This window comes from Pseudorhodoplanes sp. (genome assembly GCF_050250235.1).
In the GTDB taxonomy this organism is placed as follows: Bacteria; Pseudomonadota; Alphaproteobacteria; order Rhizobiales; family Xanthobacteraceae; genus Pseudorhodoplanes.
Genome location: NZ_JBFWPA010000031.1, coordinates 1 through 15,456, shown reverse-complemented (window position 1 = coordinate 15,456; position 15,456 = coordinate 1). Strand labels below are relative to the sequence as shown.

The 15,456-nt window shown below is 57.7% G+C and carries 13 protein-coding genes and 1 pseudogene; 10 read left to right on the top strand and 4 right to left on the bottom strand.

Annotation, left to right across the window (positions count from 1 at the left end; translation table 11 throughout):
• The first annotated feature begins 132 nt into the window (after positions 1-132).
• The 8 genes from AB7F49_RS15545 (at position 133) to AB7F49_RS15510 (ending at position 8,492) form a co-directional block, all read left to right on the top strand.
• A complete protein-coding gene (locus tag AB7F49_RS15545) occupies positions 133-1,671 on the top strand; it encodes an ABC transporter substrate-binding protein (RefSeq protein WP_428523859.1) in 1,539 nt (512 codons plus the stop codon).
• 56 nt (positions 1,672-1,727) lie between these two features.
• Positions 1,728-2,645: an ABC transporter permease gene (locus AB7F49_RS15540; protein WP_428523857.1), complete on the top strand. Its 918-nt coding sequence runs from the start codon at positions 1,728-1,730 to the stop codon at positions 2,643-2,645.
• A 92-nt stretch (positions 2,646-2,737) separates the two neighbouring features.
• Entirely contained in the window at positions 2,738-3,544 is an 807-nt protein-coding gene (locus AB7F49_RS15535) for an ABC transporter permease (protein WP_428523855.1), read from the top strand.
• Positions 3,545-3,553: 9 nt separating this feature from the next.
• On the top strand, positions 3,554-4,546 hold the full coding sequence (locus AB7F49_RS15530) for an ABC transporter ATP-binding protein (protein WP_428523853.1): 993 nt from the start codon (positions 3,554-3,556) through the stop codon (positions 4,544-4,546).
• Complete coding sequence (locus AB7F49_RS15525; RefSeq protein WP_428523851.1) at positions 4,543-5,508, top strand: oligopeptide/dipeptide ABC transporter ATP-binding protein; 966 nt, start codon at positions 4,543-4,545, stop codon at positions 5,506-5,508. Before AB7F49_RS15530 ends, AB7F49_RS15525 begins: the two co-directional genes overlap by 4 nt.
• A 38-nt stretch (positions 5,509-5,546) precedes the next feature.
• On the top strand, positions 5,547-6,554 hold the full coding sequence (locus AB7F49_RS15520; protein ID WP_428523849.1) for a membrane dipeptidase: 1,008 nt from the start codon (positions 5,547-5,549) through the stop codon (positions 6,552-6,554).
• A 176-nt stretch (positions 6,555-6,730) separates the two neighbouring features.
• Entirely contained in the window at positions 6,731-7,693 is a 963-nt protein-coding gene (locus tag AB7F49_RS15515) for a dihydrodipicolinate synthase family protein (RefSeq protein WP_428523847.1), read from the top strand.
• 517 nt (positions 7,694-8,210) lie between these two features.
• Positions 8,211-8,492, top strand: a complete 282-nt coding sequence (locus AB7F49_RS15510; RefSeq protein WP_428523938.1) for a DUF6508 domain-containing protein — start codon at positions 8,211-8,213, stop codon at positions 8,490-8,492.
• A gap of 130 nt (positions 8,493-8,622) precedes the next feature.
• On the opposite strand, the gene AB7F49_RS15505 is transcribed toward AB7F49_RS15510, so the two are convergent.
• From AB7F49_RS15505 to AB7F49_RS15490, 4 genes and pseudogenes are all read right to left on the bottom strand, one after another.
• A complete protein-coding gene (locus AB7F49_RS15505) occupies positions 8,623-9,249 on the bottom strand; it encodes a hypothetical protein (protein ID WP_428523845.1) in 627 nt (208 codons plus the stop codon).
• Positions 9,250-9,541: 292 nt separating this feature from the next.
• Positions 9,542-9,829, bottom strand: coding sequence for a hypothetical protein (locus AB7F49_RS15500; protein WP_428523843.1), 288 nt, complete (start codon positions 9,827-9,829; stop codon positions 9,542-9,544).
• A 191-nt stretch (positions 9,830-10,020) separates the two neighbouring features.
• A pseudogene (mgtE, locus tag AB7F49_RS15495) lies at positions 10,021-11,387 on the bottom strand (magnesium transporter).
• Positions 11,388-11,585: 198 nt separating this feature from the next.
• Positions 11,586-11,750, bottom strand: coding sequence for a hypothetical protein (locus AB7F49_RS15490; protein ID WP_428523841.1), 165 nt, complete (start codon positions 11,748-11,750; stop codon positions 11,586-11,588).
• Positions 11,751-12,211: 461 nt separating this feature from the next.
• Here AB7F49_RS15490 and AB7F49_RS15485 point away from each other — a divergent pair, with 461 nt between their 5' ends.
• On the top strand, positions 12,212-13,603 hold the full coding sequence (locus AB7F49_RS15485) for a cytochrome ubiquinol oxidase subunit I (protein ID WP_428523839.1): 1,392 nt from the start codon (positions 12,212-12,214) through the stop codon (positions 13,601-13,603).
• Between the two features lie 13 nt (positions 13,604-13,616).
• Positions 13,617-14,621 (top strand): cytochrome d ubiquinol oxidase subunit II, encoded by a 1,005-nt coding sequence (gene cydB / locus AB7F49_RS15480; RefSeq protein ID WP_428523837.1) that lies wholly within the window; start codon positions 13,617-13,619, stop codon positions 14,619-14,621.
• The last annotated feature ends 835 nt before the right edge of the window (positions 14,622-15,456 follow it).

Sequence of the window (15,456 nt, the reverse complement as noted above, 5' to 3'; positions counted from 1 at the left end):
CATCTTTGAAAATTTCTTCGTATTAAGACATATTGTACGCGCGATGGAAATATGGCACGTTTGCTTTCGGGGTCGGAAGAAGGTCGTGCTGGCTGTTGCTGCAGCAAGCACCGGAGCGTTTGGGAGAGGGCTATGAGGCTTGCGATTAAGGCGACGATGCGTACCGCCGCGTTGACGGCGGTTTTGGCTACGTCGGCTGCACTACTTGCTGGGCCTTCATGGGCGCAAAAGTCGAAAGACACGCTTCGCGTGCTCACTTCTGAGCCGACATCATCGCTCGACTATTATAAGGGTGCGGAGCGCATGAACATCATCATGTCGCACCACCTGTTCGACACGCTCATCTACAAGGACGCGAAGACAGGCGAATTCGTCCCGGCGCTGGCCGAGAGCTACAAGATTGTCGATGGAAAGACGATCGACTTCGTCATCCGACAGGGTGTGAAGTTCCACAACGGCGATACGATGACCGCCGATGACGTCGTCTACACACTCAATAAGGTCTCCGATCCAAATTTTGGCGCGCTTTATCAGATCGCGGTGCAGTGGATCGATCACGCCGAGAAGCTCGATGACACGCACGTGCGTCTGCACATGAAAAAGGCGAGTCCAGTTGCCCTCGAGTGGCTTGCTGGATTTCTCCCGATCTACCCGAAGGCGTACTACGAGAAGGTAGGATCAGCGGGAATGGCTGTGCGTCCTATCGGCACCGGCCCGTATCGTCTTGAATCCGCTGATCCAGGGACACATTGGACGCTAAAGCGCTTCGCCGATCACTACAAGGGCAGCCCGAAAGGCAACGCCATTGGAACGATCGACATCCGTCTCATGACGGAGATGAATACGCAGTTGACGGAAATGCTCACGGGTGGGGCGGACTTCATCTGGGGCTTTCCACCCGACGTGGCGAGCCGCATGAAGGGACGCCAAGGAGTCGTGGTCAACAATGTGCCCATTCTGCGCATTGTTTACATGCTCGTGAACCTCCAGAAGGAGTCTCCTCTCAAAGACGTCCGGGTGCGTCGCGCAATCATGCATGCGATCAACCGCGAAAAGATCATGCAAACCTTCGTGGGCAGCGGATCGCAGGTTATCGATTCGCCGTGCAATCCGGTTCAGTTCGGCTGCAAAACCGACGTAACCAAATATAATTACGACCCAGCCAAAGCGCGCGCCCTGCTTGCCGAAGCCGGATACAAAGACGGCTTCACGCTTCCGACGATGGTGGGCATCAACGTCACGACCGGTCGTTCCATTCAGGAGGCGATCATGTCCGACCTTGCCGCTGTCGGCATCAAAATGGAAGTGACCGCGCAACACTGGGCGCCCGCACGCGAGAGCTGGATCGGCAAGAACTATCCGATCATGCTCATGGCTTGGGGATCCTGGGGCATCTCCGACGTAGCGATGATGACCAGCGAGTTCTTTAACGGCAGCGAAGTCGACCTCGTGAAGGACGAGAAGGTGGTCTCTCTTATTCGGCAAGGTGACCAAGAGATCGATCGCGACAAGCGCAAAGCCAACTATGCAGAGGCCATCAGCCGCATCGCGGATCAGGCTTATTTCATCCCGCTTTGGACGTACAACGTGAATTACGCGATGAACAAAGATCTCAATATGACCATCCAGCCGGACGAAATCGCCCGCTTTTTCAACGCCACTTGGAATTAGGTTCAAGGCGGGCCGAGGTATCGAAGACGTCGGCCCGCCCGGGAGATACGTGACGGATGCTCGTTTACTCGGTGAAACGGATCGCGTTGGCGCTGGCTGTCGGCGTCTTCGTCTCCGCGCTGAGTTTCTTCCTTCTCTACGCGGCAGGAGATCCTGCGACCGCGATTCTCGGCCCGTCGGCGACACAGGTCGACATTGACAATGTGCGGCGCCTTTATGGGTTTGATCGTCCCATTGTCATTCAATACATCGACTGGCTCTGGCGGGCGCTGCAGGGGAATTTTGGCTGGAGCTATTTCCTGAGAATCCCGGTTGAGGCCGTTCTTGAACAACGACTACCCGTGACGTTCTTTCTGGGCGCATGCTCTATCACCTTTGCGCTTGTTCTCGCCATTCCTCTCGGCATCGCCGCCGCACTAAGGCCGAACAGCCTCGTCGATCGATGCGCGTTATTTCTTGCGGTCGCCGGGCAAGCTATGCCGAGTTTCTGGTTTGCGTTGATGCTGGTTTCTACCTTCAGCGTCTCCTACGCGATATTTCCCGTATCGGGCTCGGAGACATGGCGGCACTTCGTGCTTCCAACCATCGTGCTCGGTTACTACGCCATGCCGGCAATCATGCGCTTGACGCGCTCAAACATGATTGACGTGCTTGGCTCGGACTATATTCGAACGGCACGCTCGAAAGGTCTGAGTTCAGCGCAAATTGTCTTCAAACATGCTTTGCGCAACGCAATCGTGCCGGTCATCAGCCTCACCGCGGCACAATTCGGGTTCATGCTCGCGGGATCGGTGGTCGTGGAATCGGTTTTCGCCATTCAAGGCGCGGGGCGTCTGGCGTGGGAGTCGATCATGCGCGGCGACATTCCCACCATGCAGGCGGTCATCCTCGTCTTCTCCATGACCTACGTCCTGCTCACACTGCTCGCCGATCTGCTGAACGCCTGGCTCAATCCGCGCATGAGGCTTGGATGAGCACACAGCTTGACTATCGGACGATAGACGAGGTCTCCGGTCCACCTCCGCGAACAGTCCTGTTTCGTCAGTCCATCCGACATGTCGGCCTCATGATCGGCCTCGCCATTCTCGGTGTCGTCGTGATCATGGCGCTGTTTGCAAACTTGATCGTGCCGCACGATCCCTTCGCCCAAAACCTGGATGCCCGATTCGTTCCTCCTTTTTGGATGGAAGGCGGCTCTTGGAAGCATATTTTCGGTACCGACCATCTTGGGCGCGATTATTTCAGCCGCATCATCTATGGCGCACGCATCTCGCTCGTCATCGGCATATCGGTCGCGTGCATAGCCGCGGTCATTGGAGTCGCACTTGGCGTCTCGGCTGGCTATTTCGGCGGCTACGTCGATTTGGTGATTACCTTCCTGATTACCGCGCGGCTGGCCGTGCCCGTCATTCTCGTCGCGCTCGCAATCGCAGCTTTATATGGAAGCTCGGTCAAGACGCTTATCATCATCTTGGGCTTGCTGCTCTGGGATCGGTACGCGATCGTTATGCGCGCGAGTGTGCAGCAGATCCGTGAGTTGGATTACGTGCAGGCCGCCAAGATCCAGGGATGCTCGACGCTCCGCATCCTTGCCGCAGAAGTCCTCCCCAACGTGCTCAACAATCTTATTGTCATTGCCACGCTGGAAATGGCGCACGCCATCATCCTTGAGGCAGCGCTCTCATTCCTCGGGCTCGGGGTGCAGCCCCCTCTACCCTCATGGGGTCTGATGGTTTCCGAAGGGCGCGAACAGATTCTTTTCGATCCTTGGCTCATCACGATTCCAGGAGCGTTTCTCTTCATGCTGGTCCTCGCCATCAATCTCGTCGGCGACGGACTTCGCGATGTTCTCGCTCCCGATTCTCGGGCTTGAGAGGCGCCGATGGCCCTGCTCAAGGTCGAGAATCTTTGTGTCGATATCCCGACGGCCGCAGGCATCCTACACGCCGTGCGCAATGTCAGCTTCGACATCGCGGCGGGAGAAACGGTGTGTATCGTCGGAGAATCGGGCTGCGGCAAGTCGCTGACTTCACTCGCGCTGATGGGGTTACTACCGCACAAGGCGAAAATCACAGCGGCGCGAATGAGCTTTGAGGAACACGATCTCATCGCAATGCCGATCAGAGAACGATCCCGGCTGAGCGGCCGCCGCATGTCGATGATTTTTCAAGAGCCGATGACATCGCTCAATCCCGCGCTGACGATCGGCGAACAGCTCTGTGAGGTCCATGAGCGCCACATCACAAAAGGGCGGGACGAAGCCAGAAAGCGCGCCATCTTTTTGCTGGATCGAGTCGGTATTTCAGGCGCCGCATCGAGGTTGCTTCAATATCCGCACGAGCTCTCGGGTGGCCTTCGCCAGCGCGTCATGATCGCCATGGCATTGATGTGCAATCCATCGTTTCTTGTCGCTGACGAACCGACGACCGCGCTGGACGTCACGATCCAAGCGCAAGTGTTGCGCCTATTGGCGGATTTGCGCAAAGAGTTTGGGCTGACACTGTTGTTGATTACCCACGATCTCGGGCTGGTCAGCCGGATCGCGGATCGCGTCCTCGTCATGTATGGCGGGCAGGTCGTCGAAGCCGGCACGGCCCGTCGCATTCTGACGCAGTCATCGCATCCTTATACTCGCGGTCTCCTCGATTGCCTGCCAACGCCGATTGCCGTCCGCGGCGGCCAGCGTTTGGGCACCATCCCGGGGCGTGTTCCGACGCTGATCGGCACACTCGATGGATGCAGCTTTCGCAATCGATGCAGCTACACGATGCCTGTTTGCGCTCAAGGGGAGATCGATGAGCGCTCGGATTCTTCCGGGCACGCATATCGCTGCCTGCTGGAGCCCGGCCATCTAACGCGAAGCCGTTGCGCATGACCGTCTCCGATGCGCCCGTGCTCGAGCTTCACTCCGTAACGAAACGCTTCGAAAGCCGAAGAGGCCTCTTTCGCAAGGCCCAATCTATTACGGCCGTCAATGACGTCTCATTGGCACTCCGAAGCGGCGAGGTTCTCGGCCTTGTCGGCGAGTCGGGTTGCGGCAAGAGCACCATTGCAAAGCTCCTGCTCGGCCTTCTAAAGCCGACATCGGGCGAGGTCTTCGTCGACGGAATGCCGCTCGAAACCATCTCGGCAAAAGAAATCTCGCGAAAAATCCAACCCGTCTTCCAAGACCCGTATTCGTCGTTAAATCCACGCCAACGCATCGCGGACATCGTGACCTTGCCGTTGCGCGTCCATGGCGTCGTAAATCACGCGACGCAACATGACTTGGCTGTTGCAATGCTGGAACGCGTGGGATTGCCGAAACGCGTTCTAGGTGCATATCCAAATCAGCTTTCAGGCGGCCAGCGCCAACGCGTCGCGATCGCGCGCGCGCTGATCATCAAGCCTTCGGTTCTTATCTTGGATGAGCCAACAAGCGCGTTGGATGTCTCCGTTCAATCGCAGATCCTGAATTTGCTGGTGGATCTACGCGACGAGTACGGCCTCACTTATCTAATAATCAGTCACAATCTCGCGGTGGTCGAAGCACTGGCGACGCGAGCCGCCGTCATGTATTTCGGCCGGATTGTCGAAGAAGGCCCGGCCGACTTTCTATTCCAATCGCCCCGCCATCCATATACCCAAGCTCTCCTAGCGGCGGTGCTGACGGCGGATGTCGACCTCGGGCTGCCGGAAACGCCGCTCGCCGATGAATTTCCCGACCCAAGACATCCGCCGGATGGATGCAGCCTGCATCCGAGATGCAAATCGCGCCTCGACATCTGCTCATCGGTGCGCCCGCCGGCGGTGCGCGACAAATCGGGAGCGGTGGAATGCCACCTGTACACTTCTTAGAGCAATATCCTGAAACCAATGCACGAAAGATTGCAGAGATGACCAAAGACGTAGAACGGATTCATCGAGAGGCGATTATAATCGACGCAGTCTGTCCGCTCCTGCAAAAGAAGCCGTTCATCGGCTGGTATCAGGAAGGCGGCGCGACTGCGGTCGCTCCGACCGTCGGAATCGCGCAGCCTGCCGGCGAGACACTCAAAGGGCTCGGCGGCTGGATGCGTTTCATCGATGAGCGCGACGATCTCGTCCTTGTGAAACGGGCATCGGACATCGAACAGGCCAAGGCCGAGAAGAAGACGGGCATCATTCTGCACTTTCAAGGCACCGGTCCGATCGAGGATGACCTTGACCTCGTTTTCGCCTGGAAAGGCATGGGCGTCGGCATCATCCAGCTCTGCTACAATCTCAAAAATCGCATCGGCGACGGCGCCCAGGAGCGGACAGATGCCGGACTGAGCTATTTCGGCCTGGATTTCGTGCGCCAGTGCAATGCGGCACGGGTCATCGTCGACTGCTCCCACACCGGATATCGCACCACGATGGATGCCATCGAAGCGTCAACGCGGCCCGTTGTGATCTCACACGCCAATTGTCGAGCCGTCCACAATAACGCACGCAACATCAAGGACGATCAGATCAAGGCGATCGCGGCGAGCGGAGGCCTGGTCGGGACGGTCGGCTTTCCGGCATTTGTCGCCGACGGCACGCGCCCAACGATCGATCAGTTCATCGACCATATCGCGTATATTGCCGATCTCGTCGGCATCGATCATACTGGTCTTGGGATCGACTACTATCCAAGCATGGACCAAGCGTGCACGCTTGAAGAGGCCCAAACCTACTATAATTATTCGATCACGAACGGCCGCTGGCGTGACGATGCCTATCCGCCGCCGCCGCATTACTATCCAGCGGGGATCGAGACGCCGCGCACGCTTCACAACCTCACTGTCCGCATGCTCGAGCGCGATTTCTCCGAATCGGACGTCAAGAAGGTGCTAGGCGGAAACTGGATGCGAATATACAAAGATGTTTGGGGATCTTGAGGATCTCGTTGAACACGGTTCCAATGCTTCTGTCGCACAGAAAGCATTCCGGTCAGTTGGCGGATATATGAAGCGCCGACGCTTCACGGCCCGCGACTGTCGGGAGCGTCAAGTTCTTAGCCCGGCAATCTACTGGCCGACATTCCGACGGTCAGTCTGTCTTCAAGGAGAATACGATGCGCGCACAGGTTTTCTCAGGCTGCATGCCAGCTTTGATGACTCCTTGCACTGAAGACCGCAAACCTGATTTTGACGCGCTCGTGCGCAAGGGAAAGGAACTGATCGCCGCGGGCATGTCCGCCGCTGTCTATTGCGGCTCTATGGGCGACTGGCCCCTGCTTACTGATACGCAACGCATGGAGGGTGTCGAGCGCCTGGTCAAAGCCGGCGTTCCGCTCGTCGTCGGGACGGGCGCGGTCAACACGGCTTCAGCCGTCGCACATGCCGCGCATGCTCAGAAGGTCGGCGCGCGGGGCCTGATGGTCATCCCTCGTGTGCTGTCGCGTGGTAGCGTCATTGCCGCACAGAAGAACCACTTCAAGGCCATCCTTTCCGCTGCGCCCGATTTGCCGGCTGTGATATACAACAGTCCATACTATGGCTTCGCAACACGCGCGGATCTGTTCTTCGCCTTACGCGCCGAGCATCCCAATCTTGTCGGTTTTAAAGAATTCGGTGGCGCTGCGGATATGCGTTATGCGGCCGAGAACATTACCAGCCGCGATGACGATGTTTCGCTTATGATCGGAGTGGATACCTGCGTCGTCCACGGCGTCGTCAACTGTGGAGCAACGGGCGCCATCACGGGTATCGGTTGCGTCTTACCAAAAGAAGTACTGCACCTTTTTACCCTGAGCCAGGCGGCCGCAAAAGGCGATGTCGAAGCTCGTCAACACGCGCTAGAATTGGAAGCAGCACTCGCCATTTTGTCCTCCTTCGACGAAGGGCCGGACTTAGTTCTCTTCTTCAAATACATGATGGTGCTGAAGGGGAATCCCGAATACCAACTGCATTTTAATGAGACCGACGCCCTTACCGAAAGCCAGCGCGGTTACGCTGAAGCGCAATTGAAATTGTTCGAGGCTTGGTATGCGCGATGGTCAAAGCAGCCCAGTGTAATCCAGAAATATGCTGCCTGATCTGCTAGTTCATGTGAAGAAGCCGGTTCGATCCTATTTCCAGTCGCAGCTTTGGGTGCGGTGGCTCCGCTTTTGAAGATGGTCTGGAAACGGCTGTCGGGTCGCAAGCGTCCCGGCCTCCTCTTATGCAAGAGGGTACCGGTCCGATCGACGAAAGCCAGTGGGTCGAAGCAGCACGCTTGGATGCTGGCGGCTATGGACAAGTTCAGACAACGTTCGTGCCGCGCGTGAAGGTGATCGCCCCCAATCACCGCATCCGATGATCTCATTTATCAAGACGCTGACGACGCGGTGGCTGGCATCACGGCGGAAGCCAAGGGATAAGCACCATGGGCAGCACGAGGCGCGCCCAAGACCTAGTCCGATTGCAGCGGCTTGTTATCGGCGCGGCATATGTCAAAGCAAAGACTTGAGAGCTTCGTCCGCTTTCTTCCGATCTTCGAAAAGCCGGACTTCAAGGCTGGAGAGATCATACGACCCCGTGATGCAGGCCCCCGGGTCCTGACGATGCCCTAGTATCGCTTATAGCGGGGCCGTGAACGAGTTCCTCGTGGCTGCCGAGAAGAACGGATGGGTGCTGTCTGATTTCAATTGGCCGAAGTGGGCGCAATCGGCGGAAGCAAAACGCCTGCGCGATGACGAAAGCGCTCTGGCGCTTGCAAGCGAGCGTCAGCTCGCGCGCCTCCTCACCGCCGAGATTCGTCAGGATCGCTTTATGGAAGGCGCTCTGCTCCGGGCCTTCGAGTCCGGACTGATCGCGCGCATCCTGCGCCGCTTTGCGGCGCTCCTGAAACCGTAGACACGACCTAAGGCCGGTGACGTGGACTACCGCAGCGACAGCATGGCTGCGGTAGTGGCGCGTCAAGGCAAGGCATGTGTGGCATGGGTTTCACGCGAGCAAGATCAGGGCGCGAGCCCAGCCTCTTCTTTCACTCGAACGATGAGGTGACACATGCTCTCGACCAAAAGCCTGGAGAGTCGACTTCGACGAAGGGCGGCACGCAAGGATACAGAATCCGGAAGTCGCGCCGCTCGACAGCATCGATAGTTTCGGTGACTACATGCTGGTCGAAGCTTCGTTGCACTGCCCTGTTTTGGGGTATCGCTACGATGCGACACTCCTCGACATCGAAGCTGTTGACGCCACGGTATTCCCAAAGATTCGTCCGATACCTGCCGTGCTGCCCCGACTCGAAATTGTTGATGTGCGGCGCGGTGCCGTTCTTGAAGGCGAAGATCAACTCGTGACGCGAGCGATAGAATGTGCCCATGCCGCCGACGTCCTTAGCCCAAACGATCAGATTCTTGAGCTCGGTGTAGGCGGCACGGCCGGCGGTCAGGATCTCCTGCATGTGCCGGAAATCCATGCAGACAAAGTGAACCGATTCATCGGCGCTGTGCTCAGCTAGAAGCCGAGTCGCCGTACTCAGGAAACCGGTGAACTGTTCCGTAGACATCTCACCGGATACCATGAGGAACTCCGGGTGCTGAATCGCGCCCGAGCCTCCGACATGTCCGGCGATCGGGACGTTATAAGGAGGATCGGTGAACACCATTTGTGCGAGCTCACCGGCAAGCAAGCTGTCGTAAGTCGCCGGTTCGAGCGCGCTCGCGCAAATGAGGCGATGAGTGCCGAGGAGCCACAGATCGCCACCCTTCGGATCGTGGCGACCCTGTTAGGAGAGTAGTGAGCCGAATGAGACGAGGATCCCATCACGAGTTGGCACCCCGCTGAAGATCATCCGGTTTTCAGGTGCAGACGGCCATGCGGCCCAGACCATCATGGGCCTGCGGGACCACTTGGTAGGTTAAAAATTCGGCCGTCCGCTCTCCCCTGACACGCCAGTTTCACTTAAATTCCAGTACGGTAAATATGAGTTCGCGGTCCGTCGCATTCACAATCTCGCTCTCGGTGCCACGCTCAACTTCGATTGGGCTGCCTGCAATAATCTCAGTATGTCGGCTTCGGACCTGGGTCTTTATCAGGAGCCGACCCGTCGTGTGCGGGAGGAAGGTTGTCTTAAATCCGAATCGCCGCAGTCCCGTCGACGCCGAAGCAGGTAAAATTAGTTCGGAGATCCGGTAATAAGGATTGTTGGCTTGCGGGTTCCAAATTGCTTCGGTCGTGACGCTCATAAAATCCTCGACCCTCTATAATGGAAACGCCAGTCGAGATGCCTAAAGAATTTTCAATCGTGGGCAGTCCTCAACCAAGCTCTCTCTTCGAAAACTCGGGTGCAGATCGCGCATCGGATGCAACTCCTCTCAACACATTCCCAAAGCAACGGGATACGGCTATTTTGACACCGGTAGGTCACACGCCTCGCTTACAGCAGCGTTCCGGACAGGAATAGAAGCGCGATGCTGAAATAGATTACGATCCCTGACACATCTACTAGGGTAGCCACAAACGGTGCCGACGCGCTGGCTGGATCGAAATTCATGGCTTTCAGGGCGAAAGGCAGCATCGATCCAGCGAGCGAGCCAAATGTCACGATCCCGACGAGAGCCGTGCCCACGGTCAATGCAACGAGCCGCCAGTGCTCGCCGTAGTCATAGAACCCGGCGACTTGCCAGAGCGCGATACGGCTCATGCCGATCAGAGCAAGAATGGCGCCGAGCGTGATACCGGTCGGCAGCTCCCGCAAGGCGACGCGCCACCACTGCGCCGGCCGCACCTCCTGCAAAGCGAGCGCGCGGATGACGAGCGAGGTTGCTTGGGACCCCGAGTTCCCGCCGGAGCTCATGATCAGCGGAATGAACAGGGTCAGGACAACCGCATTGGCGATGTCGGCCTCGAAGTGCTGCATCGCGCTCGCTGTCAGCATCTCGCCCATGAACAGGGCGGCAAGCCAGCCGCCTCTCTTTTTGATCATCTCAAAGAAGCCAATATCCATGTAGCGCCGTTCGAGCGCCTCCATTCCTCCAAATTTCTGCACGTCCTCCGTGCTCTCCTCGATCATAGCGTCGATGATATCGTCGACAGTCACGATGCCAAGCACCTGGCCTGACTCATCGACCACCGGGACGGCGAGGAGGTCGTACTTCGTGATAAGCCGAGCGACGTGTTCCCGATCCGCGAGGGGGGAAACAACGACAGGGGCTCGGTCCGGAGAAACGGAAACGATCGAGGCATTCGGCTCGCCGCTTATCAGGTCTCGTAAGCTTGCTGTCCGCACAAGCTTTCGGCTTGTCGGATCGAGGATACAGATGGCGTAGACGCTCTCGCGAGTGCGCTCGACCTCGCGGATGTGCTGGAGCGTGGCGCCCACCGTCCATGGGGCCGGGACGGAGACGAACTCGGTTGTCATCAAGCTCCCCGCCGTGTCCGGTGGATAAGAGAGCAGCTGCCGTAGGGATGTTTCGGTTCCCCGATCGAGACGGCTGAGCAGTCGCGAGCGCGCTGGCTCCTCGACCGTTCTCAAAATATGAGCCGCGCGATCGCTGGACATGTCGCGGAGCACGGCCGAGCCCTGCTCAATAGGCAGCCGCTGAACTAATTCGGCCGCGGCTTCCAAATGCGGAGCATCGAAGACTTCAACGACTATTTCATAGGGAAGATGCGCAAGGACGCCAGAGGCTCGGGCGGTAGCGCATTCAGAACATCGACGATGTCGGGGACATACCGAGCTGCGATCTCGACAGCAATAACCGCAGGATCACTGCCAGAGTGTGTCGTACAGATTTCTGGCATGCAAGCTCCTGTGTGACTCGCTTTGGTCGCTAAGCTGATGGCGACCAGGCGATCGATTTATCGGCAAAGTTGATTCGGGCAGGGTTCCGATTTGACATTTCGTTCGGGAAGAGCCGACCCGTGGGGCCCGCGTTCAGCGTTGCTGCAAAGCCGTGAAGCTTGCCGAGACAGGCCCATGACCGTCCAGCCCCTCCGCTGTTATTCGTCGCCTGTTTGCGACTTCGGCGTGGTTTGGCTGGCTGGCACGCTGCGCGTGATCTTGGGTGGATCGCTCGCCGGAAAGGTCTGCTCCAGCTGCCGGTCCAACTCTTGGTCAAGCTCCCGCTTGTCGCGCTTCTCGGGTGTCTTTTTCTGCTTTTGCATTGCGGTCCCCTACCGTCTCGAGCTGCGACGATCATCGGTCGGGACTTCCGAGAGAGCAATGGCGACGGGTGGTAGGCCCAGGAGGTTATTCTTGGCGCGCCTGCGGCTCTGCAGTTGCGCCGCGCCGTGGCCTTGCCGAGCTAAACTCGCTCGGGAGGAGAGCCTCCTCGGTGGCATCTGGACGCTCCATCAGCTCGATCCAAGTGACATCCGTGGACGCTCTAGCGATGGCCGATAGCAGGACAGCGGTGCGAACCGCTAGTGGACGTTTCTCGTGTGCAGCGTTCAGTTCGGCCGCGGCCAAAAGGACGCATCGCGGAGATGGTCAAATCTCGCACGGAAGAGTGGCGGCTCGCTTTTGGCAGATGTTGCATTTACCGAGTTCATTGTCACAGCATTGCGCATTGTTGCGCACTGTGCCCTAGCATATCGTTACAATGAGGTGACTCATCGGAGGCCTTATGACGCTCGACGCGGTTCTCCTCTCGCGACTTCAATGGGCTTGGGTCATCGCATGGCACATTCTGCTGCCAGCCTTCACGGTCGGGCTTGCTTCCTATATCGCCGTTCTTGAGGGACTTTATTTCTTTACCGGCCGTGAAATGTGGTTTCGCATCTCCGGTTTCTGGACCAAGATTTTTGCCGTTTCCTTCGGAATGGGTGTCGTTTCCGGAATCATTATGCCGTTCCAGTTCGGCACGAACTGGAGCCGATTTACGGATGCTACGGCGGACGTGCTTTCCCCGATGATGGCTTACGAAGGACTGATGGCGTTCTTCCTGGAAGCCACCTTCCTGGGCGTGTTGTTATTCGGACGGCGGCTGGTGCCAACATGGGCGCATTTTTTCGCCGCCGTCATGGTCGCATTCGGTACGCTGTTATCATCATTTTGGATTCTGTCCACGAACTCGTGGATGCAGACGCCTCAAGGCTACAAGGTCGTCGATGGGCGTTTCGTGCCCGTGGATTGGTTCGCCATTGTCTTCAATCCATCATTCCCCCTTCGTCTGTTGCACAACGTCACGGCATTCTACATCACCACAGCGTTCGTGGTGATGGGCGTCGGGGCATGGTTGTTGCGACGCAATCGTACGGTCGAGGATTCCCGTATGATGATCCGAATGGCTCTCAATCTTCTGATCATCCTTGTCCCGCTACAGATTTTGATTGGCGATCTGCATGGGCTCAATACGCTCGAACATCAGCCGGCCAAGCTCGCGGCCATGGAGGGCCTATACGACACGGCGAAACCAATGCCACTGACGTTGTTTGGCATTCCCGATGACGAAGCAGCGATCATGCGTTACCCGGTTGAAATCCCAAATCTCGGAAGTCTGATACTGACCCACTCATGGACCGGTGCGGTCAAAGGACTCAAGGAATGGCCGGCGGACGAGCGTCCGCCCGTTGCGCTGCCGTTCTTCGCGTTTCGGCTCATGGTGGGCATCGGGTTCATCATGTTGTTCATTGCGGTTGCTGGTCAGATTCTGCAACTTCGTGGGCGACTTTGGGAGTCGGATTGGTTCTTGCGGTTATGTCCATGGGCAGCCCCGCTCGGCTTTATCGCGGTCATCGCGGGTTGGACCGTAACCGAAGTCGGCCGTCAGCCTTGGACCGTGTATGGCTTGATGCGCACGGTCGATTCCGTTTCGCCTTCACTTACCGGAACGGACGTGGCGCTGTCTCTCGCTTTCTACGTCGTCGTCTATCTGATCATGTTTCCAACCGGCGTGGCTTTCATGGCTGGATTGGTGCGCCGTGGGCCGCAACCGGACGCTGCGAGCGATCGGGTAGAGAGTGGTCTGGCCAGCCGTCCTTTCGAGAACGCGGCACGCACTGCTTCGGATTCCTGATCGGGGGGATGTGATGGCGCTCGATCTCGTACCGGTCTGGACCGTCCTCCTCGCCCTGGCTGTGTTTCATTATGTCGTCTTCGATGGCTTCGATCTCGGCGTCGGTATTCTATACGGATTTGCGCCCGACGAAGAATCCCGTGCGATCATCATGAATTCAATTGCGCCGATCTGGAATGGCAACGCCACATGGCTGGTGTTCGGAGGGCTTGGCTTGCTTGCGGCTTTTCCGCTCGCCTTCGCGATCATCATTCCGGCGGTCTACTTTCCGATCCTGATTATGCTGCTGGCGCTCGTTTTCCGGGGAGTCGCCTTCGAGTTTCGGTTCAGACACACCGGAGTTCGGCGGTTCTGGGACCGCGCTTTCTGCGGCGGAGCGGCGACCGCAACCTTCGCCCAGGGCATCGTGCTTGGCACTTTCATTCAGGGGTTCGAGGTAGATGGCCGCCACTTCTCTGGCACATCCTTCGATTGGGTGACGCCGTTCGCGATGCTGACCGGCGTTGCGCTGATGTTTGGCTACAGTCTACTCGGCGCCGGCTGGCTGATTCTCAAGACCGAAGGCGAATTGCAGCAATGGGCGCGGCGCGCTGGACGACTATGTTTAATCGCGGTTCTCGTCGCGGTCGTCGCCGTGAGCATCTGGACTCCGATCAGCAATGCCGATATCGCATCGCGCTGGTTCGCGTGGCCTAATATCGCTTTTCTCGCGCCTGTTCCGGTCATAACCGCACTGATCGCTGCCGGCGAGTGGTTTGCGTTGACGCGACAGCACGAATTGACGCCATTTCTGGGCGCGGTCGGTTTGTTCTCGATATCATTTATCGGCATCGCAATCAGCCTCTGGCCGATGGTCGTGCCTTTCCATTACACGCTGTGGCAGGCTTCCTCGTCAGGAAGCACGCAGGCCTTCTTATTGATTGGCACGCTATTCCTGCTGCCGGTGATCCTGATGTACACCGCGTGGTCCTACTGGGTGTTCCGCGGCAGGGTGCGCGGCGACGTCGGCTATCATTGACGTCAACGCAGACGCAGACTTCATCGAATAGCGCAAGCAATGCGGCCGCAATCTCGTTTGGGCATATGGCGCTTCACCAACCACATTGATTTTTTCGAGGGCGCCACTACATTGATCGTATGAATACTAAGGCCCAACGTTTACGGCTTCATGCGGGTCTGCTGCACGCCAGCAAGTAGCCCGGACGGCCTCGTGCCGGCCGGGCCTTATTCAACTCATCTCGATACAAACTATTGCACTTACTCGGCTTGTTGCGAGCCGAGGTTCCCGGGCATGCGGCATAGGAGCAGTTCGATGATGGAAACTTTCGTGGCTTTGGCGCTCTGGCTAACGTTCGTGTGGTTCTACGACCCAAACGGCTTTCGGCCTTCGATCAAGACGGTCCAGAGCGACGTGAGTACAGCAGCACGCAGAAGCACTGGAGGAGAAAGAAATGTACAGAGCGTATTTCGGCACGCAAGGATGCGGCATTCCTGGTCCTTTGGAAAAGGAGCGCTGGCCTTTGCGAGAATTCTCGCAATTGACGGAAGCTCTGGTTTGGGCAGAGCGCGTCGCACAGCGAGGAACCGTCGTAGTGGCAATCGACGGAGATGATGGCACGCAATTGACTCGGACCGATATCGCTTCGCGTCTAGCCAGTTCCCGCGCCTAAACGAACGCTGCCAGAATCGCGCCGGTACTCAGGTCATCAAGATGGGAGATCTCAAGGAAAACCGGAAATGTCGCACATCCAATTGGCCGATCTGTTCATTCCAGAAAGGATCGTCCCTGCACTGCTGGCTGCCGATCGACTCCTGGTCATCGAGAAGCTGTCGCGTCTTGTCGCCCTGCAATC

Excerpts from the sequence above, each read along its gene's own strand:
- AB7F49_RS15545 (WP_428523859.1), top strand. The coding sequence starts at position 133 with ATGAGGCTTGCGATTAAGGCGACGATGCGTACCGCCGCGTTGACGGCG.
- AB7F49_RS15540 (WP_428523857.1), top strand. The coding sequence starts at position 1,728 with ATGCTCGTTTACTCGGTGAAACGGATCGCGTTGGCGCTGGCTGTCGGC.
- AB7F49_RS15535 (WP_428523855.1), top strand. The coding sequence starts at position 2,738 with ATGATCGGCCTCGCCATTCTCGGTGTCGTCGTGATCATGGCGCTGTTT.
- AB7F49_RS15530 (WP_428523853.1), top strand. The coding sequence starts at position 3,554 with ATGGCCCTGCTCAAGGTCGAGAATCTTTGTGTCGATATCCCGACGGCC.
- AB7F49_RS15525 (WP_428523851.1), top strand. The coding sequence starts at position 4,543 with ATGACCGTCTCCGATGCGCCCGTGCTCGAGCTTCACTCCGTAACGAAA.
- AB7F49_RS15520 (WP_428523849.1), top strand. The coding sequence starts at position 5,547 with ATGACCAAAGACGTAGAACGGATTCATCGAGAGGCGATTATAATCGAC.
- AB7F49_RS15515 (WP_428523847.1), top strand. The coding sequence starts at position 6,731 with ATGCGCGCACAGGTTTTCTCAGGCTGCATGCCAGCTTTGATGACTCCT.
- AB7F49_RS15505 (WP_428523845.1), bottom strand. The coding sequence starts at position 9,249 with ATGGTGTTCACCGATCCTCCTTATAACGTCCCGATCGCCGGACATGTC.
- AB7F49_RS15500 (WP_428523843.1), bottom strand. The coding sequence starts at position 9,829 with ATGAGCGTCACGACCGAAGCAATTTGGAACCCGCAAGCCAACAATCCT.
- AB7F49_RS15490 (WP_428523841.1), bottom strand. The coding sequence starts at position 11,750 with ATGCAAAAGCAGAAAAAGACACCCGAGAAGCGCGACAAGCGGGAGCTT.
- AB7F49_RS15485 (WP_428523839.1), top strand. The coding sequence starts at position 12,212 with ATGACGCTCGACGCGGTTCTCCTCTCGCGACTTCAATGGGCTTGGGTC.
- cydB (WP_428523837.1), top strand. The coding sequence starts at position 13,617 with ATGGCGCTCGATCTCGTACCGGTCTGGACCGTCCTCCTCGCCCTGGCT.